This is a genomic window from Marinobacter sp. BW6 (assembly GCF_008107725.1).
Lineage (GTDB): Bacteria > Pseudomonadota > Gammaproteobacteria > Pseudomonadales > Oleiphilaceae > Marinobacter.
Genome location: NZ_VIRN01000083.1, coordinates 194169 through 220967, shown reverse-complemented (window position 1 = coordinate 220967; position 26799 = coordinate 194169). Strand labels below are relative to the sequence as shown.

The 26799-nt window shown below is 57.4% G+C and carries 23 protein-coding genes and 1 rRNA gene; 12 read left to right on the top strand and 12 right to left on the bottom strand.

The annotated features are described in order from the left end of the window. Window positions 1-5: 5 nt before the first annotated feature. Window positions 6-120 (top strand): 5S ribosomal RNA (gene rrf / locus FMN52_RS19645). Window positions 121-189: 69 nt separating this feature from the next. Here the strand turns inward: rrf and FMN52_RS19640 are convergent. The 8 genes from FMN52_RS19640 to FMN52_RS19605 all read right to left on the bottom strand — a co-directional run bounded on the left by FMN52_RS19640 (window position 190) and on the right by FMN52_RS19605 (window position 11570). After that, on the bottom strand, window positions 190-870 hold the full coding sequence (locus FMN52_RS19640) for a HAMP domain-containing sensor histidine kinase (RefSeq protein WP_148610293.1): 681 nt from the start codon (window positions 868-870) through the stop codon (window positions 190-192). Then, on the bottom strand, window positions 867-2504 hold the full coding sequence (locus FMN52_RS19635; protein WP_148610292.1) for a tetratricopeptide repeat-containing response regulator: 1638 nt from the start codon (window positions 2502-2504) through the stop codon (window positions 867-869). Before FMN52_RS19635 ends, FMN52_RS19640 begins: the two co-directional genes overlap by 4 nt. Further along, a complete protein-coding gene (locus FMN52_RS19630; RefSeq protein ID WP_148610291.1) occupies window positions 2501-6019 on the bottom strand; it encodes a PAS domain-containing hybrid sensor histidine kinase/response regulator in 3519 nt (1172 codons plus the stop codon). The genes FMN52_RS19635 and FMN52_RS19630 overlap by 4 nt, the downstream gene beginning before the upstream one ends. Before the next feature lie 53 nt (window positions 6020-6072). Continuing rightward, window positions 6073-6579 carry a hypothetical protein gene (locus FMN52_RS19625; RefSeq protein ID WP_148610290.1) on the bottom strand — a complete coding sequence of 169 codons (507 nt, stop codon included), beginning with the start codon at window positions 6577-6579 and terminating at the stop codon, window positions 6073-6075. A gap of 97 nt (window positions 6580-6676) precedes the next feature. Further along, entirely contained in the window at window positions 6677-8443 is a 1767-nt protein-coding gene (locus FMN52_RS19620; RefSeq protein WP_148610289.1) for a sodium:solute symporter family protein, read from the bottom strand. A 6-nt stretch (window positions 8444-8449) separates the two neighbouring features. Then, window positions 8450-8716 (bottom strand): DUF4212 domain-containing protein, encoded by a 267-nt coding sequence (locus tag FMN52_RS19615; protein WP_008172923.1) that lies wholly within the window; start codon window positions 8714-8716, stop codon window positions 8450-8452. A gap of 213 nt (window positions 8717-8929) precedes the next feature. After that, window positions 8930-9637 carry a 3'-5' exonuclease gene (locus FMN52_RS19610; protein WP_148610288.1) on the bottom strand — a complete coding sequence of 236 codons (708 nt, stop codon included), beginning with the start codon at window positions 9635-9637 and terminating at the stop codon, window positions 8930-8932. A gap of 16 nt (window positions 9638-9653) precedes the next feature. After that, window positions 9654-11570 (bottom strand): putative nucleotidyltransferase substrate binding domain-containing protein, encoded by a 1917-nt coding sequence (locus FMN52_RS19605; RefSeq protein ID WP_148610287.1) that lies wholly within the window; start codon window positions 11568-11570, stop codon window positions 9654-9656. A 170-nt stretch (window positions 11571-11740) separates the two neighbouring features. On the opposite strand from FMN52_RS19605, the gene smrA reads away from it, so the two are divergent. The 9 genes from smrA (at window position 11741) to FMN52_RS19560 (ending at window position 19354) form a co-directional block, all read left to right on the top strand. Beyond that, complete coding sequence (gene smrA, locus FMN52_RS19600; protein WP_148610286.1) at window positions 11741-12322, top strand: DNA endonuclease SmrA; 582 nt, start codon at window positions 11741-11743, stop codon at window positions 12320-12322. Window positions 12323-12385: 63 nt separating this feature from the next. Then, window positions 12386-12577, top strand: a complete 192-nt coding sequence (locus FMN52_RS19595) for a hypothetical protein (protein ID WP_148610285.1) — start codon at window positions 12386-12388, stop codon at window positions 12575-12577. Window positions 12578-12657: 80 nt separating this feature from the next. After that, on the top strand, window positions 12658-13146 hold the full coding sequence (locus FMN52_RS19590; protein ID WP_148610284.1) for a (2Fe-2S)-binding protein: 489 nt from the start codon (window positions 12658-12660) through the stop codon (window positions 13144-13146). 1 nt (window position 13147) lies between these two features. Then, on the top strand, window positions 13148-15352 hold the full coding sequence (locus FMN52_RS19585) for a molybdopterin cofactor-binding domain-containing protein (protein WP_148610283.1): 2205 nt from the start codon (window positions 13148-13150) through the stop codon (window positions 15350-15352). Then, entirely contained in the window at window positions 15345-16340 is a 996-nt protein-coding gene (locus FMN52_RS19580; protein WP_240339547.1) for an XdhC family protein, read from the top strand. The genes FMN52_RS19585 and FMN52_RS19580 overlap by 8 nt, the downstream gene beginning before the upstream one ends. Window positions 16341-16389: 49 nt before the next feature. Beyond that, window positions 16390-17016: a methylthioribulose 1-phosphate dehydratase gene (locus FMN52_RS19575; protein ID WP_148610282.1), complete on the top strand. Its 627-nt coding sequence runs from the start codon at window positions 16390-16392 to the stop codon at window positions 17014-17016. Further along, the gene (locus FMN52_RS19570) at window positions 17013-17573 is read left to right on the top strand and encodes a cupin (protein WP_148610281.1); all 561 of its coding nucleotides are present in this window, start codon (window positions 17013-17015) and stop codon (window positions 17571-17573) included. Before FMN52_RS19575 ends, FMN52_RS19570 begins: the two co-directional genes overlap by 4 nt. Further along, window positions 17570-18262, top strand: a complete 693-nt coding sequence (gene mtnC / locus FMN52_RS19565) for an acireductone synthase (RefSeq protein ID WP_148610280.1) — start codon at window positions 17570-17572, stop codon at window positions 18260-18262. Before FMN52_RS19570 ends, mtnC begins: the two co-directional genes overlap by 4 nt. Before the next feature lie 36 nt (window positions 18263-18298). Beyond that, window positions 18299-19354, top strand: a complete 1056-nt coding sequence (locus FMN52_RS19560; RefSeq protein ID WP_148610279.1) for a DUF3080 domain-containing protein — start codon at window positions 18299-18301, stop codon at window positions 19352-19354. A gap of 7 nt (window positions 19355-19361) precedes the next feature. Here FMN52_RS19560 and FMN52_RS19555 read toward each other — a convergent pair whose 3' ends face one another. Genes FMN52_RS19555 through arsC form a run of 4 tightly spaced genes read right to left on the bottom strand, consistent with a single transcriptional unit; the run spans window position 19362 to window position 22630 of the window. Beyond that, the gene (locus FMN52_RS19555; RefSeq protein ID WP_148610278.1) at window positions 19362-21179 is read right to left on the bottom strand and encodes a GspE/PulE family protein; all 1818 of its coding nucleotides are present in this window, start codon (window positions 21177-21179) and stop codon (window positions 19362-19364) included. 20 nt (window positions 21180-21199) lie between these two features. Next, window positions 21200-21571 carry a DUF2069 domain-containing protein gene (locus FMN52_RS19550; RefSeq protein ID WP_148610277.1) on the bottom strand — a complete coding sequence of 124 codons (372 nt, stop codon included), beginning with the start codon at window positions 21569-21571 and terminating at the stop codon, window positions 21200-21202. A 56-nt stretch (window positions 21572-21627) separates the two neighbouring features. After that, window positions 21628-22233, bottom strand: coding sequence for an NAD(P)H:quinone oxidoreductase (wrbA, locus tag FMN52_RS19545; protein ID WP_148610276.1), 606 nt, complete (start codon window positions 22231-22233; stop codon window positions 21628-21630). Window positions 22234-22276: 43 nt separating this feature from the next. Beyond that, complete coding sequence (gene arsC / locus FMN52_RS19540; protein WP_148610275.1) at window positions 22277-22630, bottom strand: arsenate reductase (glutaredoxin); 354 nt, start codon at window positions 22628-22630, stop codon at window positions 22277-22279. Between the two features lie 68 nt (window positions 22631-22698). Here arsC and FMN52_RS19535 point away from each other — a divergent pair, with 68 nt between their 5' ends. Next, on the top strand, window positions 22699-23166 hold the full coding sequence (locus FMN52_RS19535; RefSeq protein ID WP_148610274.1) for a TlpA disulfide reductase family protein: 468 nt from the start codon (window positions 22699-22701) through the stop codon (window positions 23164-23166). Window positions 23167-23211: 45 nt separating this feature from the next. Continuing rightward, entirely contained in the window at window positions 23212-26694 is a 3483-nt protein-coding gene (dnaE, locus tag FMN52_RS19530; RefSeq protein ID WP_148610273.1) for a DNA polymerase III subunit alpha, read from the top strand. The last annotated feature ends 105 nt before the right edge of the window (window positions 26695-26799 follow it).

The window sequence follows — 26799 nt, the reverse complement described above, 5'->3', positions numbered from 1 at the left end:
TTTTGCCTGACGACCATAGCGGTCTGGAACCACCTGATCCCATCCCGAACTCAGAAGTGAAACAGACCAGCGCCGATGGTAGTGTGGCGTTGCCCATGTGAGAGTAGGTCATCGTCAGGCGCCTAATGCCTAAAACCCCAGCATCCCCGATGCTGGGGTTTTTTATTGCCTGAAACTAAAGTCTCGTAATCAAGGCAACCAGATCTCAAACACCCCACCACCAAAGCTTCCGCCATTGTGAAGCCTTATAGAACCACTTCGGTCTCCTTCGCTGTGCAGTTTGGCGACAGAAGAGGCAAAGAACAGCCCAAGGCTGGTACTGCCACTTTTGAAATCAAGCGATTTAAAGTTCAGGGTTCCTGTGTGCTGCATACTGTCCGGATAGCCCTTTCCATCGTCCTCAACACCGATTACCAGGTAACCGTCTCTTTCACCGGCGGTAAGGAGGATCTTGCTTCGGGTATAGCGGATGGCGTTGTTAATGGTGTTGTTGAGCACGCCGGTCAACAGATCTTCATCGAAAAAGCCGTTTATGTCTTCAGCTTCCACGGAAACATCAATGCCAAGTCCCTCAAGCAGAGGCGTGTGTCTCGCCAGATGCTCGGTGAGGAAATCCGGTACAAAGTGCTCCTCAATGTGTGCAGACAGGTTGTTCTCGCCAAGGCGATAGATGCCAAGAAGCTGAACCAGATCGTTATGCATTCGTTCGGCTTCGTACTGTAAGGTATTGAAGCGTGAAGACTCACCCAGGTTTTCTTCGTGCTCGCTGCGAAGTTCGTCCAGGGAGTTCAAGAGCATGCCAAGCGAGTTCTTCATGTCATGAACGGCTGAGGCGAGCACCATTGAAAAATCAATATTCTGGTTGTTCATTCCATCAGTCCCTTCAGCTTGCGTTGTAAGGCGATATAGCGCCGGTGTTGACGATGTTGTTCTGGCAGTCCTGACAACTGATTAAGACAGGACTGGCAGCGTTCCAGGAGTTCAGCGTTGCCCGGATTATTGTCATGTTCCTTCATCAGTACCTGAACCAGGTTAAGGTTCAGGGCTGCATGGTCGGGGACGATCTCCAGAGCCTTTGAAAAGATTTCCGCTGCGTCTTGCAGATTTCCGGATTCGAACGCTTTTATGCCATCCCGGTTAAGAGTCCTGGCCTTGATCTTTTGACGGAATCCCACCGGCTCGTCCAGAAGGTTTTCGATTTTCTGGAGCGTGTCAGGATCATCGCTGAAACGCTCGGACATCTCTCGCAGAAGCTGTTTGGCATCGGTTTCATGTCCGAGGCGAAACAAAGTCTTGGCGTAATCAAGCCCCGTTCTTGCATCCAGGTTTGCGGTACCTTCAAGTTCCGGTCGGAGGCTTTCCAGGATCTTTCCGGCCTGCTTTTCCTTTCCCTGTCCTGCATACACGCGGCACTGGACGATCTGGCTACGCAAGCTGATGCCTTCCTCGCCTTCAAACCGTTTTTCCATCTTCTTGAGAACCGCCAGCGCCTCTTTGGCTCTTTCAGTACCGTCCTCCTCGAGATCGCCTTCGCTGAGATCCGAGAGCGTCTGGCCTAATGCAAGGTAATGCTGGGAGTTGTCGTGAATTGAGTGGGTGCCAAGCTCCACTGTTCGACGCCAGGCCTCGGAGGACGTCTCCAGGTCTTGATTGGAACCAGCCAATTCTGCCAGCTGCTTCTGTCGAAGCAGGGCATTGGGGGAATGCTCTATGGCTTTTTCAAGTACCTGTTGAGCCTGTGTCGGACGGCCCTGTCGTTCAAAACCCTCTGCGAGAAGGTCATAGGCCTCCATGTAGTCCGGATGTTTAGCAATAAGCTCACGGAGGCCGTCCACAGCCTGGTCGAAGCTCCGATTGGCCAGGAGGATCTTACAGCGTCCGAGCCTTGCCCATGAGAGCTCGCGTTGCGCCAAAACCTCATCATAGATCTTGAGTGCGTGAGTCAGGTCGCCGAGCTGAAAGTACAGGTCACCAAGAGTTTTCATCAACCAGGTTTTATAACGTGGTTGTCGAGGAAGGATTTGGAGGCAGAGTGAAATGGCCTCCGGATAGTTTTCCCGGTCGATTTCCCGGTTGATGGGCATGAGAATATTGCGCTGGCTGATCAGGGCGCTAAGTCGTTTCTCAAGCACGGCCCGGTTGATGGGCTTTGTGAGGTAGGCGTCCGGCTGATATTCCCTCGCACCCATAACCATTTCTTTGGACGTCTCGGCGGTGACCATCAGAAACAGGGAAGAGCGCTTAAGGAGTTTTTTGTATCGGAGGTCCTCAAGTATGTGCTGGCCGTTTTTGCCTTCTCCCAGGTTAAAATCGCACAACACCACGTCTACGTGATTGTAGGTACAGTACTGAATCGCCTGGTTCGCATTGGAAACCAGCTCGATTTTATCGGCACCGCAGCTGCGCAGCATCTGGCGCATGGATAACCGGAAGTTTTCGAAATCATCGATGACCAGATAGGTAAGCTTTCCGAACGGATTGAAGTCAGCTTTGGAGTCGGTCATGAGCGCTTCTGTTTGAGTAACTTGTTAACCAGTGCCCTCAGTGCAGCCGGTTTTACCGGTTTGTAGAGAATCTGGTAGTCCCGGTTTATGGCATCTTCCCGAACTTCAGGCGCCATATAGCCGGTGATGAGTATGCCTGGTATGTCGGCGCTCAACGCACCACGAATGCTGTCCATGGCGTCAAGGCCGTTCTTGTTATCATCCAGTTGATAATCGGCAAGTATAATATCTGGCCGGTGACCTTCCAGTTTTTCCATGGCATCTTCAAGGCTTTCGGCTGCGGTCACGTCACACTTCCAGTTGCCCAGCAGCGCTACCATCCCCTGAAGAATGGCTGGGTCGTTATCGATACACAGGAAATGCAGGCCACCCAGGTTTGATACTCTCCGGGACCCCGATGTGGGCTTGGCAGCTGTGGTCTCATTCTGCTCGGGCGCCGCCGTTGGCACGGTGATACCGAAGACGCTGCCGCGGCCCTGAACGGAATGGACGCTGACCGGGTGGTTCAGCATGCCGCTGATGCGATCGACTATCGCGAGGCCAAGCCCGAGGCCTTTCTTGTCCCGGCCATGCTGAAACCGCCGGAATTCCTCAAAGATGTGCGCCAGTTGATCCTCGGGTATGCCGGGACCGGTGTCCCAGACTTCTATACGGATATAGCCTTTCAGGCGTCGGCAACCCAGGAGGATCCTTCCTTCCGGCGTGTAGCGTATCGCATTGGACAGGAAATTCTGGATCACGCGGCGCAGCAGTTTGGCATCCGAACGGATCCAGACCGTGCTGGGCACAACGTGCAAATCCAGATTCTGATCCTTGGCGATTGCCGAAAAGTCGGTTGCCAGGTGACGCATGATCTCGTTGACTGGGAAGACCCCGATATCCGGTTCCAGCGCGCCCGCGTCCAGCTTTGAAATATCCAACAGGGTGCTGATGATCTCTTCGGCCGCTCCGAGTGAGCTGTCGATGTGGTCTACCAGATCTTTCATCTCGCCGTCATCGGCTTTGCCGGCGAGAGCAGAGGTGAATAGTCGTGCTGCGTTCAGTGGCTGAAGGAGGTCATGGCTGGCCGAGGCGAGGAAGCGAGTCTTGCTCTGGTTGGCCTGTTCAGCCACGGATTTGGCCTTCAGCATCTGTTCGTTGATGACCTGGAGCTCCTGGGTACGCTCCTTCACCCGTTGCTCGAGATAAATATTGGTTTCCTTCAGGGCCTGCTCGGTCCGGCGCATGGCGGTAATGTCCTGGAAGGTGGTGACATAGCCTCCCCCGGGTATCGGGCTGCCATCAATGCGCAAAACGGTTCCATCCGGCCTCTGCCGCTCATAGGACATAGGACGGCCCTCCCGCATACTGGTACAGCGGTCTGCCACGATCTCATCAATCCTGCGGGCTGAGAGGTTGGCGTTGGTCAGGTTGTAACGCATCAGATCCTCAACTGGGCGTCCGACTCTGACGAAACCTTTCGGATAGGTGAACAGTTCCAGATAACGATGGTTCCAGACCACCAGTTGCTGCTGATGGTTAACCACAGAAACGCCCAGGCTTATGTTTTCAATAGCCGATTGAAGCAATTCCCGGCTGAACGTCATGGCCTGGGAAGCTTCGTCGACAATGCTGACCACGTCCTCGATCTGCATGTCCCGGCCAGTAAGAGTGGACTCCAGTACGACGCGTGCGGTCGATGCACCGATTACCGACGCCAGCTGACGCTCGATATATTTCATCAAATGTGCGGAAGCCGGTCGATGTGGGTGCAAGCGAATGGCATTGCGGCGTTCGTAATTCCGGAAGATGGTTTCCGAACGTTCTTCACCCATGAATCGGTCAGTAAGCGCCTGCAGGTCGGACGTCAGTATTTCACCCTGCCAGCTCTGATGCTGGGCGGTTTCTGCTTTGGGCTGTGGATCGTGGAAGAAGGAAGCAATCTGGATTTTCTCGCGGACACGCTGACGGGTCAGCATCGAGAGTACGATGTACACCACCGTATTGATCCCCAGGCTCCAGATAATGCCATGACTGGTCTGGTCCAGTTCGGAGCCGAACAGCGCGGTGGGCCGTGTCCAGTTCAGGCCCCAGAGTCCCTGCTCAATGAGCGTATCGGTGACCCAGCCGGTGGTGGCGAGCGCCGGTAGCAGCAGGGTGTAGCACCACATCAGGAAACCGAGGCCAAGCCCCCAGACGGCGCCCATGTAATTGCCCCGGCGCCAGATAATACCGCCAACCAGGGCCGGCCCGAACTGTGCTGCTGCGGCAAAGGAGAGCAGGCCGAAGGCTGTCAGGCTGTAATCCTCGCCGGCCATCCGGTAAAACCCATAGGCCGTGAGCAGCACAACAAAGATAGCGACCCGCCTGATACTGAGCAAAAGGTAGCTGAGATCCGCACGCTGGTTCATGCGCGGTCGGAAAAACTTCAGCAGGGCTGGCATGATGATTTCATTACTCACCATCGTGGCAATGGCGACGGAGCAGACGATAACCATGGCTGCGGCGGCTGAACCGCCCCCAAGAAACGCCAGTATCGCCAGCCATTCTTCACCGGCCAAGATCGGTAACTGAAGGATAAGAATGTCGGGGTTGCCGGCCGACGCCTCCGGTGACAGCAGACCAGCGGCTGCGATGGGCAGTACGAACGCGCTGGCGACCACCAGGTAAATAGGCATGGCCCAGCGGGCAATCTCGAAGTCCCGGTGATCGGTGTTTTCGACAACCATGACATGAAACTGTCGTGGCAGGCAGATGATGGCAAGCATTGCGATGAGTGTCTGGGTAATGAACGCAGGTGTCTCAATGCCATCGGTGGTCAGGGTGCCGATCAGGTCAGCGTCTTTTGCCCGGTCAAACAGGTCTCCGAAACCGCCGTAAAGTCCGAAGCCGACGAAAAGGCCGACAGCCACGAACGCCACGAGTTTGATCAGGGATTCGAAGGCAACAGCCTGAATCATGCCTCGGTGATGTTCAGTGGATTCCAGGTGCCGGGTGCCAAAAAGAACGGTAAAGACCGCCAGGGCCATGGTGATATACCAGGCGGAATCGTTCCAGGCTGCCGTGCTGAGTTCACCATAGCTGGTGCCCGTTTCCGAGAGCACATTGAAGCCCATGGCGATTGCCTTCAGCTGAAGGGCGATATAAGGGACGCTGCCGATCAGGGCGAAGGTCGCAATCATCGCAGCCAGGAGCTGGGATTTGCCATATCGCGAGGCGATGAAGTCAGCAATGGATGTGCTGTTGTTGCGCTTGCTGATATAGATGATCCGGCGCAGCAAAGGTGCACCGAAAACAAAAACCAGTAATGGCCCCAGGTAGATCGGCAGGAAACCCAGACCCTCCTGCGTGGCGCGGCCAACGGCACCGTAGAAGGTCCAGGAGGTGAAGTAGACTGCCAGAGACAGTGCGTATATGTGCGTGCGTGCCAGGCGCCTGCGATAAAGGCCGGGGTGTTTGTCGCCGGCCCAGGCGATCACGAACAGGATCGAGATGTAGGTGATGGAAATGAGGACCAGCAGCCAGGCACTAATCATGGTTACGCGTTCCCGACAGTATCAGCAGGTTGAAGCATTACGCTAACGAGGCATCACTCGGCGCAGACGGTTTCATACAGGGGATCTCCGGGTTCCAGCAGCTTCAGGTTATCCACTCGCGGGTTTCCGTCTGATCCCAGAGGCACCAGTTCCCGGGTCGCACAGTTAATGATGTGAATGCGGTGGGAAACCGCGTCCGTCATTTTCTGCTCGAAGCGATAAAGGGTGAACCGGACGATGTCTTCGCTGCTGGTGTCACGGCTGATGCTTTTGGTGTCGACTGTGGAAAATGCGGTGACGTAGGGAAGCACGAAGGTCCAGGGCCGCCACAGGATGCCGTCGGATTCGGTACTCACAACCACCGCTTCGTCCGGCAGACGAGCTTCTTTCTGGTCGAACCAGGTGTATTCCATGTAAATGAGATAGCCGAGCATGCCCGCGCCGGCGAAAACCGGGATGAGCCACTTCGGGGCTTTATTTCGGGTGGCGGCGCGAATACCCAGTGCAATACCGGCAGCGCCAAGGCCGCAAACTACAGTAGCGACAAATGTCCAGAACATATAATGACTTCCTCAAAAAAGAACGGGCTCCCTCATTGAGGAAGCCCGTTCAGTATCAACCTGTCAGTTCATTGAACGAATCAGGCTGAGATGTTGCTTAGTGGTCTGTAGCTTGACCGGCACCACGTGGGTAACGGACGCTTTCAACCAGTTCCTGAATCTCAACGGGCGGTTCTTCAGTTGCGTTGGATACAATGAAGGCTACCGCAAAGTTGACGATTGCACCAACCGCACCGATAGACAGCGGGGAGATGCCCAGCACCCAGTTTTCGGGGGTGTCTGCCAGGTTATTGGTGCCCGGAATGAACAGCCAGCCCTTGTACACGAAGATGTACGCCAGGGTAAAGGCCAGACCGGTCAGCATGCCAGCGATTGCGCCTTTGTTGTTCACACGCTTGGAGAAGATACCCATCATCAGCGCGGGGAACAGGGATGCAGCGGCGATACCGAATGCCAGTGCAACAACCTGTGCCGCGAAGCCGGGAGGATTCGCACCAAGCCATGTGGCGACAACGATAGCGACCGCCATGGATATCCGCGCTGCCAGCAGCTCACCTTTTTCGGAGATTGCCGGGTTAATGGAACCCTTGATCAGGTCGTGACTGACCGCCGAGGAGATCGCCAGCAACAGACCGGCCGCCGTGGACAGTGCTGCTGCAAGACCACCTGCTGCGATCAGACCAATGACCCAGCCCGGCAGGTTAGCGATTTCCGGGTTGGCCAGTACCAGGATGTCCCGGTTAACGACCAGCTCGTTGCCGTTCCAGCCGCGGGCTTCAGCCGTAGGCGCGAAGGCTTCGCTGTCGTTGTAGAGCTGGATCCGACCGTCTTCGTTCTTGTCGGTGAACTGGATAAGACCAGTCACTTCCCACTCCTTGATCCAGTTCGGACGCTCATCATACTGGATCGGCTCCGCTGCGGTGCCGTCCGGGTAGATGGTGGTCATAAGGTTCAAGCGAGCCATGGAAGCAACAGCCGGAGCCGTGAGGTACAGCAGGGCGATGAATACCAGAGCCCAACCGGCAGACCAACGTGCGTCAGCCACCTTGGGTACGGTGAAGAAGCGGATGATGACGTGGGGCAGACCCGCAGTACCGATCATCAGCGACAGAGTAAACAGAACCATGTTCAGCTTGTTGTCGATGTCGGCAGTGTACTCGTTAAAACCGAGGTCGGTGATAACCTGATTCAGCTTGTCGAGAATCGGCATGCCGGAATCCACGTGTGTTGAAAACAGTCCCAGACCCGGAATCGGATTCCCTGTCAGCTGCAGGGAGATGAACACCGCAGGAATGGTGTAAGCAACGATCAGAACGCAGTACTGGGCAACCTGGGTGTAGGTGATGCCCTTCATGCCGCCCATAACCGCGTAGATGAAGACCACAACTGCCGCGATCATGAGGCCGAGGGTGGAATCAACTTCCAGGAAGCGTGAGAAGGCAACACCGGCACCAGCCATCTGGCCGATAACGTAGGTTACAGACGCTACGATCAGGCAGACAACCGCAACCAGGCGGGCATTCTTGCTGTAGAAGCGGTCGCCGATGAACTCGGGCACCGTGAACTTGCCGAACTTCCGCAGATACGGAGCCAGCAGCATGGCCAGCAGAACATAGCCGCCTGTCCAGCCCATGAGGAAGGTGGAGTTGGCGTAGCCACCGGCAGCAATCAGGCCTGCCATGGAGATAAACGATGCCGCGGACATCCAGTCGGCGCCGATTGCTGCGCCGTTGGTGATCGGGTGAACGCCGCCACCGGCAACGTAGAAGTCACTCGTGCTTCCGGCCTTGGCCCAGATAGCGATTGCGATGTAGAGGAGGAATGAGCCCCCTACAAACATGATGTTAATGGCAAATTGGCTCATTCGTTCTTACTCCTCGTGTACGCCGAATTTTTCATCGATCTTGTTCATGCGCCACGCGTAGTGGAAGATCAGAGCGATGAACGTGAGGATGGAACCTTGCTGGGCGAACCAGAAGCCCAGATCAGTACCACCAATCGGAATACCCGCAAGCATCGGACGGAGCAGAATTGCAAAGCCGTAAGATACCAGGGCCCAGACGATCAGGCTCCCGAATATCAGGCGCAGATTCGCCTTCCAGTATGCTTCAGCATCGTAGCTATGACCTGCTGACATAGGATCACTCCTGTTTTGTTGTTGTGGAGGTTGGGTGGGTTTTTGGTGAGGCACTTCGATTAGAGAATTTATTATTCATATAAGTACTTCTCCGACTAGTTGTCTCTACTGACTTTACTGGTCAAGCGATTTATAGATATTGGCAAAAGGTCTAATTCTCAGTCATTTGGCGTGACGTTGGTCTATTTCCAAGAGGTTCTGTCCTGGATCGATTCAAAAACGATGCATCTTTTGCAGCCGCCGATGGTAATGCAGCTTGTCGTACAGACCCTTCAGGGTTTTTACCCCCTCCCCGCGGGCCTTGTTGAGGGCTACCAGGGTAAGCTCGGCGGTGGCGAGAGCATCGGACGCGGCATGATGTCTTTCGCTGACTTCAAGGCCAAAAAAGTCCGCCCAGTTGTCGAGCCCTTTGCCGCCGGTTTTCGTGTTTGGGAAAAATGCCGGCATCAGGTCTGCAACGTCCATCCAGGTATGGGGCTGGGTATACCCCAGTTGCGCCTTCAGGGTCTTTTCCAGGAATTTCTGGTCGAATGCCGAGTGGTAGGCCAGGATCGGATCTCCATTCATCCACTCAAGCAAATAGAGCAGGGCGTCTTCGATCTCATGGCCCTGAGTGAGTGCCTCAGGGCCAATACCATGAATGAGAACGGTTTCGCTTATATCCAGCTCCGGCCGTCTCAGGATTAGGTCGAACTGGTCGCTTAAGGGAATGATTCCGCCCCGGATGGCCACGGCGCCAATAGCGATCACCTGATCCTTGGAAGCATTCAGCCCCGTGGTTTCCAGGTCCAGGACAATCAGGCGGCAATCTGTAAGGAGTTGTTCCCCTGGTGTTTTCGGGGTGGGCAGGTTGTCAGGATCGTGGCTGCCAATCTTTCCACCCCGGCGCTGCTCAATCCATTGTTTGATTTGTTCCAGCATGTCTCACGCCTGAAGGTCAGAGTTGGTAGGTAACTTCGAGCTTTTGCTGTAACCGCTGCGCCTGTCTGAAGGATTCCCTAAGGATTCGACGGTCGAGCGGGTTCAGGTCGTCGGGATCGATGTAGTTTGTCAGCTCCTCCTCCTTTGCCAGCATTTCCTGATGGGCTCTCATCCGGATTGCCTGAATAAGGCTATAGGCTTCTTTCCAGGCGTTGGCGTCTTTCGGGTCGAAGACGCCTTTTTTGGCCAGCTCATCCATACGCTCCAGGGTGTTTGCCGTCTCAACACCGTTCGCCAGGGCAAAGACCCTTACAGCTTCGACAAATGGCGCCAGGCCCTGACGCTTGAGGTCCAGTGAGTGCTTGTTGCCTTCAGATATATAGCGGAAGTTGCGAAACATGGTCAGCGGCGGCTTCCGCTGAAAGGCATTGCCGGCGAGCATTTTCTGGAACAAAGCGTTTTTACGGATTCGTGTCAGGACCTTATCCAGAAGGGCGTCCAAAGGCTCTGTCGGGCCATAGATGGCTCTCATATCCAGGAAGATTGACGAATACACCAGGTTCTGTGGCGTGGATGCGTCAATGAATCGGATAAACCAGTCGTCCCATTCCCTGTCACTCAGGCAGAGTTTCGGGTTGCTGGCCATTATGTTGCCTTTGCACAGGGTAAAGCCGCATTCAGCCAGTTCGTCGTTAACCTTCCGGGCAAAGGGCAGCAGTTTTTCGCGGACCTGTTCTTCGGTCATGTCTTCGGGAGTCTGGAAAAGGATGCCGTTGTCCTGGTCGGTCAACAGGGTCTGCTCCTGACGGCCTTCACTGCCGAAAGTCAGCCAGGTAAAGGGAATTCCTGGGTCGTTTTTCTTGATGTTGAGCTCCAGAACCCGCCGGACCGTCACGTCGTTGAGTGTGGTAATGATCTTGACCACCTGTCCGGAGTCAGCACCATGGGCAAGCATCGCATCCACCAGGCGGGAGACGTCGGTTCGCAGGCTCACCAGGGTGCGCAAATGGGTGGCGGTGCCAATGGTGCGGGCAAGATTGACCAGATCCACCCGCTGCAGGGAGAACAGATCGCGTTCCGAAACCACGCCAATTAACTTGTGATCGTCATCGATGACGCATAAATGGGCAAAATGATGCTCTGCCATCAGCATGGCGGCTTCGAACGCGTCGGCATGGGAAGGCAGGCAGCAGGGGTTCTTGGTCATTACCTGCTGTATGGGAGTGTCCAGAGGACCTGTGCCCTCGGCGATCATGGTCCGCAGGTCACGCAATGTAAAAATGCCGGTCGGGTGTCGGTTTTCGTCAGTAACAATAATGCTGCCGACGTTGTTTTCATGCATGCGAGCCACGGCTTTACGCACCGGAAGGTCGGGCGAGCAAACAATCGGATTGCGCAGGGCATAGCGTTCCAGTGGCGTATCGAGGGACGTGCTGGACCCTATTGAGGCCATGGCACTTGACTGTATGCGCCGGTTTACCTGATCGAGCAGGCTGCTGACGCCCCGCAGGCAAAAATCCCGGAACGGTTCGCTTTCAGCAAAGAGTGTAACGAATGCCGTCTGCCCGATGCTGAGGCAGAAGGTGTCGCCGTCTGCCCGGTGCAGGGTTCTGGTTGGCCGCTCGCCAATCATGGCAGCAAGGGGAAAGCATTCGCCCTGGCTTATTTCAAAAGTCGTTTCGGTGCGGTCTTCTTTTTCATTATGGCGCTCGCCACGAATCCGACCCTGTTTCACCACGTAAAACCGTTTAACGACGCCCTGGTCGGGGGACAGGACGACATCACCATCGGCGTAAAACTGAATGGAGGCGTTCTCGGCGAAGTGAGCCAGATGCGTATCATCCATGCTTGAAAAAGGCGCGTGCTCCCGCAGAAACGTCATCATTGCACGGATGTTCTGGGGGCGATCGTTTTCCTGGTTCGCTGAGGCCATGTCCGTAGTCACTCGCTGGTTATTATTGTCCCTGGGAAGTGTAGTTTACCCAGAGCGCCCGTCGCCCTACGATTTTGGTCGCAGTAAGCCTGACATAGATCAGTTTTCTTTAAGGGCGGTTACCCGGGTGGTAAAGTCGGTACCTGAATCAGGTCATTAATTGTAATGCCATGACTACCAAAGAAGAGCGCCTCAGCTTTCTTGAGGAAATGAAAGACGTCCGGCGAATCCGCAAGCCCAACCGGGCTGAGGTGACAACGCCCCGCGAACTGACACCGGGCCACCTGGAACGTCAGAGGGCGGCCGTGGAAAAGCCGATGCGGGATACCAACCCGCTGACTTCCGACATGGTGGAACCACTCACTGCCCACGATGTACTGAGCTGGCAGCGGCCGGGCATCCAGCACGGCGTGTTTCGTAAGCTAAGGCTTGGCCAGTATCCCATTGAGGCACGTCTCGACCTGCACCGGATGACGGTTGAGCAGTCGCGGCGTGAAGTCTTCAGATTCATTGGCGATTGTGTGCGCTATGGTCTGCGTTCGGTCATCATTCTTCATGGCAAGGGCGAGCGCAATCCCGATGGCATTGCCCAACTCAAGAGCTACCTCGCCAAATGGCTCCCGGAACTGGACGATGTCCTGGCATTCCATTCGGCCCAGAAACACCATGGTGGTACCGGTGCGGTTTATGTCATGGTGCGGAAAAGTGACCGGGACAAGCAAAATAATCGTGAACTCCACGGCAGCCGTTAGCGGCTCCGATCCCAGCCATCCTTTATTAATAGCCGCTGCGGCGGCTGAACGGAGGTTATCGTTATGAAGAAAACTGTAGTTGTTGTATTTGCCGTACTGGCACTGGCGGGTTGTAAGGATCGAGTGATCTGGAACGATAACGGCAAGGTTGACGAGGCCACAACGGATCGAGAGGTCTGGGACTCCAATGGCAGGATGGAGTCCGGCGAGCGCAAGATCTGGGTTAACAAGGATGGTGAGGAAGTCGTCAAGTAGAATCTGAACATCTGCCGCAGGCGCGGCCATTACAATAAAACCCGGCAACAAGGCCGGAGACATAAAGGGAGAGAGTAGGGATGGCCGTGAGCCTGACAGTTAATGGCGACGAGCGGTCGCTGAACATTGAAGAGGATACGCCGCTTCTGTGGGTGTTGCGTGATGAACTGGGGCTCAAGGGAACCAAATTTGGTTGCGGTGCCGGCCTGTGCGGCGCCTGCACGGTGCATCTGAATGGTCAGCCTGTACGCTCCTGTTCTACTCCGATTGAAATGGCCGCCGGCGGTCGGGTCACCACGATCGAAGGACTGAGGGAGGGTGATCGTCTTCATGCCCTGCAGGAAGCCTGGATCGAGCATGGCGTTCCGCAATGCGGCTACTGCCAGTCCGGCCAGATCATGAGTGCAGCCCACTTGCTGGCCAATAATCCGGCCCCGTCGCGGGAGGATATTGTTGCAGCCATGACAGGGAACCTGTGCCGGTGCGGAACCTACTCCCGGATCATCGCAGCGGTGGAATCTGTGGCTGGCGCCGAGTCGTCAGGCAGGTCGCAGGGACGGGAGGCGTAACATGGTCATGAGCCGACGGAATTTTCTCAAGGTTAGTGCCGGTGCTTCCGGCAGTCTGATGGTTTCAATGACATTACCGGGCTGCGCGGGAATCCAGACGGGTTATGAGCCGGACACGGGCGAATGGCGTCCCGATGCCTGGCTGGAACTGACTGCCGATGATGAAGTCTTCTTCACCCTGGCCCGGGTCGAAATGGGGCAGGGCACCTACACCGGGTTGACCACACTGATTGCCGAGGAGCTGGAAATCCAGCCGGAGCGGATCACGCCACGCTTTGCACCGGTGGCGCCGGAGTATCGAAATCCTCTTTACAAGCTGCAGCTAACGGGCGGTAGCACCAGTGTCGCGACCAGCTGGGAGCCGCTTCGAGCGGCCGGTGCGGAAGCCCGGCAAATGTTGGTTATGGCCGCAGCCCGGGTCTGGAACGTCGAAGCAACCGAATGTCGCGCCAGTGACGGAAGGGTGGTGCACCCGAACGGTATCGATTCCATGGCCTATGGCCAGTTAGTGGAGTTGGCCGCTAAAGAAGTCGTTCGTGGTGAGATAGCCCTCAAGCCGCAGAGTGAATGGAAGTACATTGGCAAGCAACGGGGCAAACTGGATGCCCGAGCCAAGTCGACCGGAACCGCGGTTTACGGTATTGATGTGGATCTTTCGGACATGGTGTACGGCGTTGTTTCACGGTCTCCCCGACGCGGCGGCCGGGTCCGGGACTTCAACGCTGATCAGGTCCGGGCAATGACGGGTGTGCTTGATGTATTTGAGATCGAGCGTGGCGTGGCCGTTGTTGCAGACAAATACTGGCGTGCCCGCAAAGCTCAGGACGCGCTCAAGATAGACTGGGATTTTTCGGATGCCGTGTCTCTGTCTACAGGCGACGTGTTCGATTCCTATCGCGCCGCAGCCGATGACGATCCCGGAGAGTCCGAACGCAGTGAAGGCAGCTTTGCCAGCGCCATAGAGGAGAGCGACCGGGTCGTGCAAGCGGAGTATGCCCAGCCATACCTGGCCCACGCTACGTTGGAGCCCATGAACGCCACGGCCTGGTACCGTGAAGACCGGATGGAAGTGTGGGCACCTACCCAGGCGCCGGATCTGGGCCGAATCGCGGCGGCCAGAGCGACGGACCTCAGGCCCGACGACATCACGATTAACACGACCTTTCTTGGCGGCGGTTTCGGTCGTCGGCTGACTCAGGATTACATCGAAGAAGCCGCTGCTTTGGCTTACCGCGTCGGGCGGCCAGTCAAAGTCATCTGGTCCCGGGAAGAAGATACCCGCCATGACCTTTACCGCCCGGCCATGCTGCATCGGATGAAAGCCAGCCTGTCTGGCAGCGAGCTCACTGGTTGGCGCCACCAGATCGTTGGTCCACAGATTCTGGATTGGTATGTGCGTAACGCAGCGCCGGCCCAATACCCCTGGGCTCCGAAGTTTATGTACGACACCCTGGGTAAGGTGGGCCTGATGGCTGAGGGTATCGCCACGCCCAAGGATATCTCTGCGATCGAGGGCGCCATCGAGTATCCCTACCGGGTGTCCAACATCGATATCCGCCATACCCACACAGATCCTGGCATTCCCATTACCTGGTGGCGTTCAGTGGGTTTTTCCCACAACGGGTTTGCCGTCGAAACCTTCATGGACGAACTTGCCCATGAGGCAGGTGAGGATCCTTACCAGTTCCGTCGTCGTCTGATTTCCCATGAGCCAAGGCACCTGGAAGTGCTTGAACGGGTTGTCAGGCTTGCCGATTGGCAGTCGCCTGTGCCAGAGGGACGGGCCCGGGGGCTCGCCTTGTTCCGGAGTTTTGGCACCTACGTGGCCCAGGTGGTGGAGGCCGGAATCGAGAACGGTGCTGTTCGCGTTTACCGGGTCAGCTGCTCGGTGGACTGCGGTCAGGTCGTGAATCCGCGTATCGTGGAAGACCAGATCGAGGGCGGCATTCTGTTCGGACTGACCGCAGCACTCTATGGCGAAATTACGCTGCAGAACGGCGAGGTTCAGCAGAGCAACTTCCACGACTATCCGTTGATGAGACAGTACGAGCGACCTGAGGTGGTGGTAGATATTGTTGATAGCAGCGAGACGCCGACCGGAGTTGGTGAGCCGGGAGTGCCTCCGGTAATCCCGGCCCTGGGAAATGCTCTGTTCGCTCTTAACGGCAAGCGCCAGCGCAGCCTGCCATTGAAAGCCGATGTCTGAGTCAAACGTCGCCCATTCGGTCGCTTCGGGCCGTCAAATGGTCATCGACAAGATGTCTGGCTGGCTGGGGGCAGGGCAGCGGGTCTGGCTCTGCACGATAGTCGAGACCTGGGGTTCCTCTCCGCGCCCGGTCGGCTCCTGGCTGGCGATTGCTGAGTCCGGCCACTGGAGCGGTTCGGTATCCGGTGGCTGCCTGGAAGAAGATCTGCTTCGGCGCACGGCGAAGGACGGGCCCGATCAGCCCGTATTTGTTGATTACGGAATCACCGACGATGACCGGGATCAGTTCCAGCTGCCGTGCGGCGGCCGGATTCGGCTTCTTGTCGAACCCTTCCAGGGTCAGCCAGGGCTCGATCACATTCAATCGCTGGCAGGTGCTTTACGCAATCGCGAGCCGGTGGTTCGTCGCGTACCCCTGAAAGGTACGGCGACCCTCGACCACTCCGAATCCCGCGCGGGTAATTCGGTTCGCTTCGATGGCAATCAGCTTCTCCACGCCCTGCAACCCGAATGCCGGCTATTGTTGATTGGCGCTGGCGAGGTTGCCCGTTACGTTTTTGAGTTTGCAACGGCGGCGGATTTCGCCGTAACCCTCTGTGAACCCCGGGAGGCTTTCGCCGCCGGCTGGAGTTTTGATCAGATTCCGCTGGACCGCCGTCTGCCCGATGATCTGATTTCAACGCAGTTTGGCGACGCCTGGTCCGGCGTTCTGGCTCTGGCCCATGATCCCCGTATCGACGATATGGGGCTGCTGGCGGCCCTTCACTCCGAGGCCTTTTACATTGGTGCCATGGGATCTCGAAAAACCTCGGAAGCCCGGCGGGAAAGGCTCGCCTCTCTGGGGCTCGATAAGGCTGCACTGGAACGACTGCGGGCACCCATTGGCGTTGATATTCCGAGCAAGACTCCGGCGGAAATTGCTGTTTCCGTTGTCGCCGATCTGATTGCTTCACGGCACCGTTTGCGGGGCGCTGCTTCGTCCCTATAATGGCGGCCATGGGAGTGTCGTAAGCACTCTGAAACCCGGGAGAGAGCTCGTGTTTGATGTAACCCGATACGCGGTCGCCGCAGACTCGATTGTTGAGGCCGGCCGCTTCCTTTACCAGCAGGGTTGGTCGCCGGCAACCAGCAGTAATTACTCGGCGCGTATAGACGCGGAACACATTGCCATAACCGTTTCCGGCCGCCACAAGGGCCAGTTGGGTGCGGGTGATGTTATGGTGGTGGATCTGGCTGGACGCCCGGTGCAGAGTGACTGTCGCTCCTCTGCAGAGACCCGCTTGCACACGGTGCTGTACGAGGTGTTTCCCGAGGTTGGCGCGGTGCTGCACACCCACTCGGTGAAGGCGACGGTCCTCAGCCGCTTGCTGGTTCCTGGCCAGCCACTGGCGCTGGCAGGCTACGAACTTCAGAAGGCGTTTACCGGCGTCAACACCCACGAATCGGTCCTGACCGTTCCGGTGTTCGACAACACCCAGGATATCGACACGCTGGCGGAGCAGACCCGGACCTGGTTCCAGGACCACCCCGAACAGCCCGGTTATCTGATTCGTGGCCATGGCCTGTACACCTGGGGCAAATCCATGGCTGATTGCCTGCGCCATGTCGAGGCTTTTGAATTCCTGTTTGAATGTGAGCTTGAAACCATGAGGGTCCGCCCATGACTACCCTGAGTATTTTTGACCAGAGCCAGCCCGAGAAGGCCAAAAAGGTTACCGAAAACCCGGCAGAGATTCGCGACATCCTGGCCAGCCACGGTGTGCGCTTTGAGCAGTGGCCAACCAAGGATCTGCCCGCGGATGCATCCCAGGAAGACATACTCGAGGCATATAGCGAGGAAGTGGCAAGGCTGAAAGAGGAGTGTGGTTTTCAGACCGCGGATGTAATTAGCCTTAACCCGGACAACCCGCAGAAAGAGGCGTTCCGCCAGAAGTTCCTGGATGAGCACACCCACAGTGAGGATGAGGTCCGGTTCTTTGTTCGTGGCCAGGGCCTGTTCTACCTGCACTTCGGCAACGAGGTCTTTGCCGTGCTGTGCCAGAAGAACGATCTGATCAGCGTGCCCGATGGCACTCGTCACTGGTTTGATATGGGCCCGGAACCGGCATTTACCTGCATCCGCCTGTTCACCAACCCCGAAGGCTGGGTGGCGGACTTTACCGGTGAAGACATCGCCGGTCGCCTGCCTCGCTATGAGGCGCTGGCAGGAGCGGCCGAATGATCCGGGTTGTGCTGACGGATATCGAAGGCACCACCAGCTCGATTTCGTTTGTGCACGATGTCCTGTTTCCCTACGCCAGCGAACATCTGCCGGGATTTGTCCGTGATCAGCATCAGGACAACCTCGCAGTTTCTGAGCAATTGGACGCGGTGGCCGAGGCTTCAGGTGTTGCTCGGGGGGATATTGAAGGCCTGATCGAGGTGCTGAAAAGCTGGATTAATGAGGACCGCAAGGAAACCTCCCTGAAGGCGCTCCAGGGCATGGTCTGGGAGCAGGGATACCAGCAGGGAGAGCTGAAGGGCCATATATACGCCGATGCGGCCGATTACCTGCAGCGCTGGCATGATCGGGGTCTGCGTTTGTTCGTATACTCATCAGGGTCGGTCAAGGCCCAGAAACTGATTTTCGGTTTCACCACGGAGGGCGACTTTACGCCATTCTTCTCTGGCTACTTCGATACCCGTATCGGTGGCAAGAAAGAGGCGGCGGCATACCGCAAAATTCTGTCGGAGCTCGGCGTGGAGGCTGGCACAGTCTTGTTCCTGTCTGATGTGGAAGCTGAGCTTGAGGCCGCCGAGGAAGCTGGTATGCAGACCGCCTGGCTGGTTCGCGAGGGGGATCTTCCGGAAACCGAACGTTTTGTCGCCCGTGATTTTGCGGAGGTCGATACCCTGCTGCAAAAGCGCTAGGCCCACGGCTCTGTAACGCCATCGCAGGAGGAATGAATGCCCGGAACCGGATTTTGCAGAATCGTTGCGCCGGTTCTCGCCGTGCTTCTTGCCGGTTGCGATCCTTTCTCTGACGCCCGCCCCATGATGGATGAATACGTGGAGCGGGTGGCCCGGGTGTTGGAAACCGATCCTGAGTTTTCTGAGATTCCCTCCGCCAGCCAGCTTCCCCGCCGCCGCGATCGGGTGCTGACCATGCCCGAGCTGGACATGGGGATGCTGGATTTTCTGTCCCTTTACGGTTGTGAACTCCAGTACGTGGTTGGTGAGAGAAACTCGGTGATGGGGCGGGTTATGCAGCCCCTTAACCGTCTGCGCTACGAAATCCGGTTTATCGAAGCGGCTCGGGATTGTCTTCCCGAGATAGAAGATGAAGAGTTCGCCGAAGAGCTTACCGGCGCCATCGACAGCAAGCTTGAATCCCTGCCCATTGCCATCTGGAATGCCACCTGGGGTGTCGAAGAGATCGAGAAGCTGTTCACCCTCGCCAAGGGCTATTATCCGGTCGCGCCTGAGGGCAATCCCGTGTCGGATCTGGCCCTTGATATCGACAGCCTGAACGCAGCAGTGGCCCGGTTGTATTCTGAAGATTTGGCGGTTTCCCTCGACTTTGCTGGCGACGTTCATCAGCGCTGGCAGGCGGAATACCGGGCCGGCCAGTTGATCAACAGCGCGCTTCTTTTGACCGCACGGCTGCAGGATGGGACGAAACTGCTCAGGCAGAGAATCGACGGCCGCCCCCTTTGTCTTGATGGCAAGCCCAATAACCAGTCGGATATTGTGCAGAACATGTTCTTCAGCGTGTATATCGAAAAGATCCAGCCCTACATGAGCGCCGTGACCCAGGGGCGGGTTGCGCTCATCGAGCCGTTCGAGCGGCTGGCAGCGGTGCAGCAGGAGGTCATGCCCGAGAGTTTCACCGGCTGGTATGACCGGCACCTTGCACAGAGCGCCGAGGCCAGCTTGTGGCGGGAGCTCGACGTGGCCATGATGGCGCACACCAGAGCCTGGCAGGATTTACTGGGCCAGTGCGGATTGCGCCCGGGAGCCTGACCCTGATTCAGCGCTGGCTTTCCGGCGTCACCCTCAGAATTTCTTCCACCGTTGTCTGGCCGGCGGCCACTTTCTGGGCGCCGCTCAGGCGCAGGGATTTCATGCCTTCCTTATAGGCATCCAGCCTGAGTTGCTCCAGCTCGCAATGGTCGGTGATCTGTTTGAGCAATGCGCCAGACAGCGTCATGATTTCATACACCCCTGCCCGGCCAAGATAACCGGTGTTCCGACATTCCAGGCAACCCACGGGCTGATAGAACTGCTTGGGAACCGGCGCTTTCCAGGGCCGGGTCAAGGTCTGCCAGGCCTGTTCGTCGGCGGGGCCGGGCGCCTTGCAATGGGGGCATAGGGTACGGGCAAGACGCTGTGCCATCACGCCCAGTACCGTGGCCCGAATCAGATAAGGTGGAATGCCCAGTTCCATCATCCGGGTAATCGCGCTTGGGGCGTCGTTGGTGTGCAGGGTCGAGAGCACCAGATGACCAGTAAGGGCGGCCTGAACCGCCATTTCCGCGGTTTCCAGATCGCGGATCTCGCCGATCATGATGATATCCGGATCCTGTCGAAGCAGGGCCCGCACACCGGCCGCAAAGGTCAGGTCGATGTTGGTCTGCACCTGCATCTGGTTGAATGCTGGCTCCACCATTTCGATGGGATCCTCGATGGTGCAGACGTTGAGCTCGGGTGAGGCAATCTGTTTCAGGGTCGAATACAGGGTCGTGGTCTTGCCGGACCCGGTCGGCCCGGTTACCAGAACGATACCATGGGGGCGGGACGTGATTTCCTGCCAGCGCTGGCGGTCTTCCCTGCCGAACCCCAATTGCTCGTAGGATTTCAGCAGCACATCCGGATCAAAGATTCGCATGACCATCTTTTCGCCAAAGGCGGTCGGCATGGTGGCCAGACGAAGTTCCACCTCCCGGTTATCGGGCTTGCGGGTCTTGATGCGGCCATCCTGGGGGCGGCGTTTCTCTGCCACATTCAGGCGACCTAGGATCTTGAGGCGACTGGTCACCGCCACGCCCACATGCTCGGGGAATTCATAAACGTTGTGCAGCACGCCGTCTATCCGGAACCGGACCTGGGTGACCGTGCGGCGGGGCTCGATGTGAATATCCGAGGCGCGCTGGTCGAAGGCATACTGCAGCAGCCAGTCGACAATCTTGACAACGTGCTGGTCGTTGGCGTCCGGGTGTTCGCTGGCGCCAAGATCGAGCAGCTGCTCGAAATTCTGGTTGCCGGCCACCCCAGGGCCCTGGCTGCCGCTGGCCTTGCTGACGGAATTGGCGAGCTGGTAGAACTCCACGGTGTACCGGCGGATATCCTCGGGATTGGCTACTACGCGACGGATATCCTTGCGGACGGCCTGTTGAAGGTTCTGCACCCAATCGCTTTTGAAAGGCTCTGTGCTGGCGACCAGCACCTCTTCGGTGCCGATCTCAACCGCCAGGATGCCATGGCGCTGGGCGAAGGCGTAAGACATCACCCTGGCAATGGCGGGTGTGTCGATCTTCAAAGGGTCAATGTGGTAGTAGGGTTGCCCGGCCCAATCGGCCAGCCAGTGGGTCAGCCGATCCAGGTCGAGGGTGCGGCCGCTTTTCTGGCTGGTCAACGCAGCAATAGCCACCAGTTCCAGTGGATGGCGTTTGCCCTTCTGTCCTTCACCGGTGGCCGCGCCGAGATTGGCCGAGAGCACCCGTTCGGCGTCTTCCTGGCTAATTTCTCCGCTGGTCACAAGCGCGGTGCAAACATCTCTCAGGGTCAGGGTACTTCTGGGCGGCGCGGGTGGCCGCTGCACGGTTCCGGAGTTGCTTGCTTCAGCCATAAAAGGTCAGGTCCAGGTATTCAGGGTGTATTTCCATCCGCCACGGGTCGGTTCACTTTAAGGTGAATCATGGCAACAGTGAACAACAGGAAGGTCAGTACCGTCAGAATGACCGGTCCGGGAGCGCCTTCACTCAGCCAGGCGGACACGACGGCCTGGGTGAAGTAGAAGATCACCACGAACGACATCCAGATATAGCCCCGATTGTGGCCCCGAAAGACCGGAACCGCAAAGGGCAGCAGCGGGATCAGCTTCACAGCCAGCATCAACGGTATTGAGACGCCCTCCACAGGAGCCGGGTAGAAGGTCGTGATCAGAAGGGTGGCAAGCACGCCGATATACAGGGCGATCGTTGCCCGCAAAGTGGTTCGGGCCTTCGGGTTGTTCAGCATAGTGTGTTCCGGAATAAAAAGTGTAAATCAGGGTACGTTTCGTACCCGAGCCTGTATCAGTCAGCGAGTTTCAGCGCGAATCGGGCCAGACGTTCGCCAAAGGCCTGGCACAGCGCTTTCTCGTGAGTGCTCAGTGGCTGTTGCTCACCGGTACCGGCCCAATGGGTCGGGCCATAGGGTGTGCCACCGGTTTGTGTTTCTCCAAGGCTCTTCTCGGAGTAGGGCAGACCGCAGACCACCATGCCATGATGCAGAAGCGGCATCATCATGGTCATCAGTGTGGTTTCCTGTCCGCCATGAAGGCTGCCGGTCGACGTAAATGCGCCGGCGGGTTTACCTTCGAGGGTGCCACCCAGCCAGAGATCGCCCGTGCTGTCCAGGAAATGCTTCAGAGGCGCCGCCATGTTGCCAAAGCGGGTGGGGCTGCCGATGGCCAGTCCGGCACAATGTGCGAGATCGGATTTGCTGGCATAGGGCGCCCCGGAGTCCGGCACTGCGGGCAGCGATGCTTCCGTGTCCGGGGAAACCGGCGGTACCGACCTCAGCCTGGCTTCAATGCCTTCCACTCGGGCCACGCCTCGGCCGATCTGGCTGGCCAGCTCTGCGGTCTGGCCGGTGCGGCTGTAAAAAAGCACGAGAATATACGGCAATTGCTCGGACATTGTCAGCGATCCTTCTGATCTGACGCGGGGAAGTTTTTCGGGCTTAAAGAATCGAAAGAACGTTTTCCGGTGGGCGACCAAGGGCTGCTTTGCCGTTGGCGATCACGATCGGCCGTTCAATCAGTTTCGGTGTCGCTGTCATGGCTGCGATTAACTGCTCATCGCTGAGGTCCGGGTTGTTCAGGCCCTGTTCTTTATACTCTTTTTCCTTGGTCCGCATCAGTTCACGGGGGTGCAGATTCAGGGCGCTGAGAATATCCTTTAGCTCCTGCTCTGTCGGTGGTGTTTCCAGGTAGCGTATAATCTCTGGCTCAATGCCCCGTTCGGTAAGCAGTTCAAGGGTTTGGCGGGATTTCGAGCAGCGCGGGTTGTGGAAAATCCGGGTTGGTTCTGTCATCTTCGTGCCTGATTGTCTGAATGGAGTCCACGATGTCTGTGGCCGGTAGTCTAACAGGAGGTTTTCCAGTGCAGTACCCTGATTCTGTTCGTGGTCGCTCCCGCCTTCATCTGGTCGGTGTTCTGCTGCTTGTTCTGGCGATGGCAGGTTGTGAGAAAATCGAACTCGAGAGGGCCGAGGGGACAAAACTGAACTGGAACACCATGCGTGGTCAATGGGTGCTGGTTAACTACTGGGCGGAATGGTGCAAGCCGTGCCTTGAGGAAATTCCCGAGTTGAATGAGCTGGACAAGGCGCCCGACATCACCGTACTCGGCGTCAATTTTGATGGCGTGCGGGGCGATGCCCTGGTGGAGCTCGGTGAGCGAATGGGTATCGAATTCACCATGCTGGCGGACGATCCCGGGCCGGGGTTCGGCTGGAAATTACCGGTCGCGCTGCCGGCCACGTTCCTGGTCAACCCCGACGGCGATCTGGTTGAAACCCGTTTTGGTCCCCAGACCGAAGAAGAACTCCGGGCCGTGATCGGCGGCTGAGACCGCTGCCCTAACTGAATTTTACAGCAGGAATAACCTGACGTTATGTCGCAGACTTTTGTACACCTCCGTGTCCATTCCGAGTACTCCATGGTGGATGGGCTGGTCAGGGTTAAACCGCTGATCAACCGCGTTGCCGAGCTGGGCATGCCGGCCGTTGGCCTGACCGAGCAATCCAACATGTGCTCGCTGGTGCGTTTCTATAAAGCGGCCATGGGTGCGGGCGTCAAACCCATTATCGGCGCCGATCTGTGGCTGGAAAACCCGGACGAGCCCGAGAACCCGTTCCGGCTCACGCTGCTGGCGCGGGATAACGATGGTTACCTCAACCTTACTGAAATCATTTCCCTGGGTTACACCGAGGGCCAGCGTTTTGGCAAGCCGATTATCCAGCGCAAGTGGCTTGAGGCCCGAGCGAACGGTCTGATTGCGCTCTCCGGTTCCAGGATGGGTGATGTGGGCAAGGCTCTGATGGCGGGCAAGCCGGAACTGGCCCGCGAGCGCGCCCGTTACTGGATGGATTTGTATCCGGACAGCTACTACCTGGAGTTACAGCGCACGGGTCGTCCCGGTGACGAGGACTGTCTGCACCTGAGTGTTGAGCTGGCCGGGGCGCTGGGGCTTCCGGTGGTGGCCACCAACGATGTCCACTTTTTGGAAGCGGACGACTTTGAAGCCCATGAGGCCCGCGTCTGTATCGGTGAGAGCCGCACCCTGGACGACCCGCGCCGTGATCGCCGGTTCAGTGACCAGCAATATCTGCGCAGCGCCGATGAGATGATCGAGCTGTTCAGCGACATTCCGGAAGCGATCGAGAACACCGTGGAGATTGCCCGGCGCTGCTCCGTGAAGGTTCGGATGGGCGAGTACTTCCTGCCCAATTACCCGATTCCCGATGGCATGACCATGGACGACTATTTCCGGAAGGTCTCCGAGGAGGGTCTGGAAGAGCGGCTGGCCAAGACCCTCAGCAAGGACGATCCGGAATACGATGCCAAGCGCGAGGCCTACTACAAGCGCCTGAATTTTGAGCTGGACATCATCATCCAGATGGGGTTCCCGGGCTACTTCCTGATCGTGATGGACTTCATCAAGTGGGCCAAGAATAACGGTGTGCCCGTTGGGCCGGGCCGGGGCTCCGGTGCCGGCTCGCTGGTGGCCTACGCCCAGTTGATTACCGATCTGGATCCCCTGGAATACGACCTGCTGTTCGAGCGGTTTCTGAACCCGGAACGGGTCTCCATGCCCGACTTCGACGTCGACTTCTGTATGGAAGGTCGGGATCGGGTGATTGAATACACCGCCCAGAAGTACGGTCGAGAGGCGGTGTCGCAGATCATTACCTTCGGTACCATGGCCGCGAAGGCGGTTGTGCGCGACGTTGCCCGGGTGCAGGGCAAATCCTACGGCCTCGCCGACAAGCTCTCCAAGATGATCCCCTTCGAACCAGGTATGACCCTGGAGAAAGCCCTGGAGCAGGAGCCCCAACTGGTCGAATTTCTCGAGAACGACGAGGAAGCCCAGGAAATCTGGGAAATGGCCCTGAAGCTGGAGGGTGTGTGCCGGAACGCCGGTAAGCACGCCGGTGGCGTGGTGATCGCGCCTACCAAGATCACCGATTTTTCGCCGCTGTACTGCGACGATGAGGGCGGCAGCCTGGTGACCCAGTTCGACAAGGGCGACGTGGAAGACGCCGGGCTGGTGAAGTTCGACTTCCTGGGCCTGCGGACGCTCACGATCATCAAGTGGGCGCTCAACATGATCAATCCGCGCCGGGAAAACAAGGGCATGCGGCCGCTCGACATCAACGAGATTCCGCTGGATGACGTGCCCTCGTTCGACATGCTCAAGAAAGCGGAAACCACGGCGGTCTTCCAGCTGGAATCCCGGGGCATGAAAGACCTGATTCGCCGTCTCCAGCCGGACTCCCTCGAAGACATGATCGCCCTCGTGGCCTTGTTCCGACCGGGGCCGCTGCAATCGGGCATGGTGGATGACTTTATCGACCGGAAGCACGGTCGCCAGCCGATGTCCTTCCCGCATCCGGATTACCAGTACGAAGGCCTCAAGCCGGTCCTGGAGCCCACCTACGGGGTTATCCTGTACCAGGAACAGGTCATGCAGATCGCCCAGGTGATGGCGGGTTATAGCCTCGGTAACGCTGATATGTTGCGCCGGGCCATGGGCAAGAAAAAACCTGAAGAAATGGCCAAGCAGAAGCAGTTTTTCCTGGATGGCTGTGAGCAGAACGGGATCAACACGACCCTGGCCGAAAACATCTTTGACCTGGTGGAGAAGTTTGCCGGCTACGGCTTCAACAAATCCCACTCGGCCGCCTATGCGCTCGTTTCCTACCAGACCCTCTGGCTGAAAGCCCACTACCCGGCGGAATTCATGGCCGCGGTACTGACCGCCGATATGCAGAACACCGACAAGGTGGTCACGCTGGTGGAAGAGTGCCGGAACATGAAGCTTGATCTTCTGGTGCCTGACGTCAGTCGTTCGGAATACACCTTTACCGTTAACGACGAGGGTCAGATTGTCTATGGCCTGGGGGCCATCAAGGGCCTGGGTGAGGGCCCGATCCAGAGCATCGTCGAAGGGCGTGGTGATGGCGAGCCCTATCAGGATATATTCGATTTTTGCCGACGCATTGACCTTAAAAAGGTCAACAAGCGCGCCATGGAAGCGCTGATCCGGTGCGGCGCCATGGATAAGCTTGGCGCCAGCCGGGCTCAGTTGATGGCCAGTATCGATAAGGCCGTTCAACAGGCCGGCCAGCAATCCCGGAACGAGTCCGTTGGCATGATGGATATGTTCGGTGAGATGCTTGAAGCCGGCGATGGTGGCGACCCTTACGAGGACGTGGCCGGTGTGCGGGAGTGGCCTGAAAAGCAGCGTCTGAAGGGTGAGAAAGACACCCTGGGGCTTTATCTCACCGGCCACCCGTTTGATGAATACGAGAAAGAGGTCCGTCGGTTTGTCCGGTCTTCCATTGCCGATCTGAAGCCGAACAAGTCGCCCCAGCGGGTCGCCGGGTTGGTGGTTGCACAGCGCACCATGAAAACCCGAACCGGCTCCACCATGTGTTTCATCACCCTGGACGACAGGAGTGCGCGGATAGAGGCGACCCTGTTCTCGGAAGCCTTCTTTGAGAACCGGGAACTGTTGCAGTCAGATCAGGTGATTGTCGTGGAAGGGCAGGTCAGTCACGACGACTATTCCGGCCAGATGAAGATGCGGGTGAGCTCGGTGATGGATGTCGCGAGCGCTCGCCAGCAGTTCAGCCGTGGGTTGAAGCTCAACCTGCATGCCGATCAGCTGCAGAACGGACTGCTTGAGAAACTGGATACCACCCTGAGGCCGTTCCGGTGTGATGGCAGCCCGGTCTGGATTGAGTACAGCAGCTCCGAGGCGTCCACCCGGATCGAACTGGGTGAATCCTGGCGAGTGCAGCCGGATGACAACCTGTTGCTGGAGCTCCGTTACTTGGTAGGCGACCAGTCGGTAGAACTGGTCTATGATTGAGTAAGCTGAAAATTAAAAGTTTGTCAGATAGCGGACTCATACCAATGTCCGCTTTAGCCACTGACCGGGCGCTGCTATCTTTGTGTCAAATTCTGGTTTGGCGGA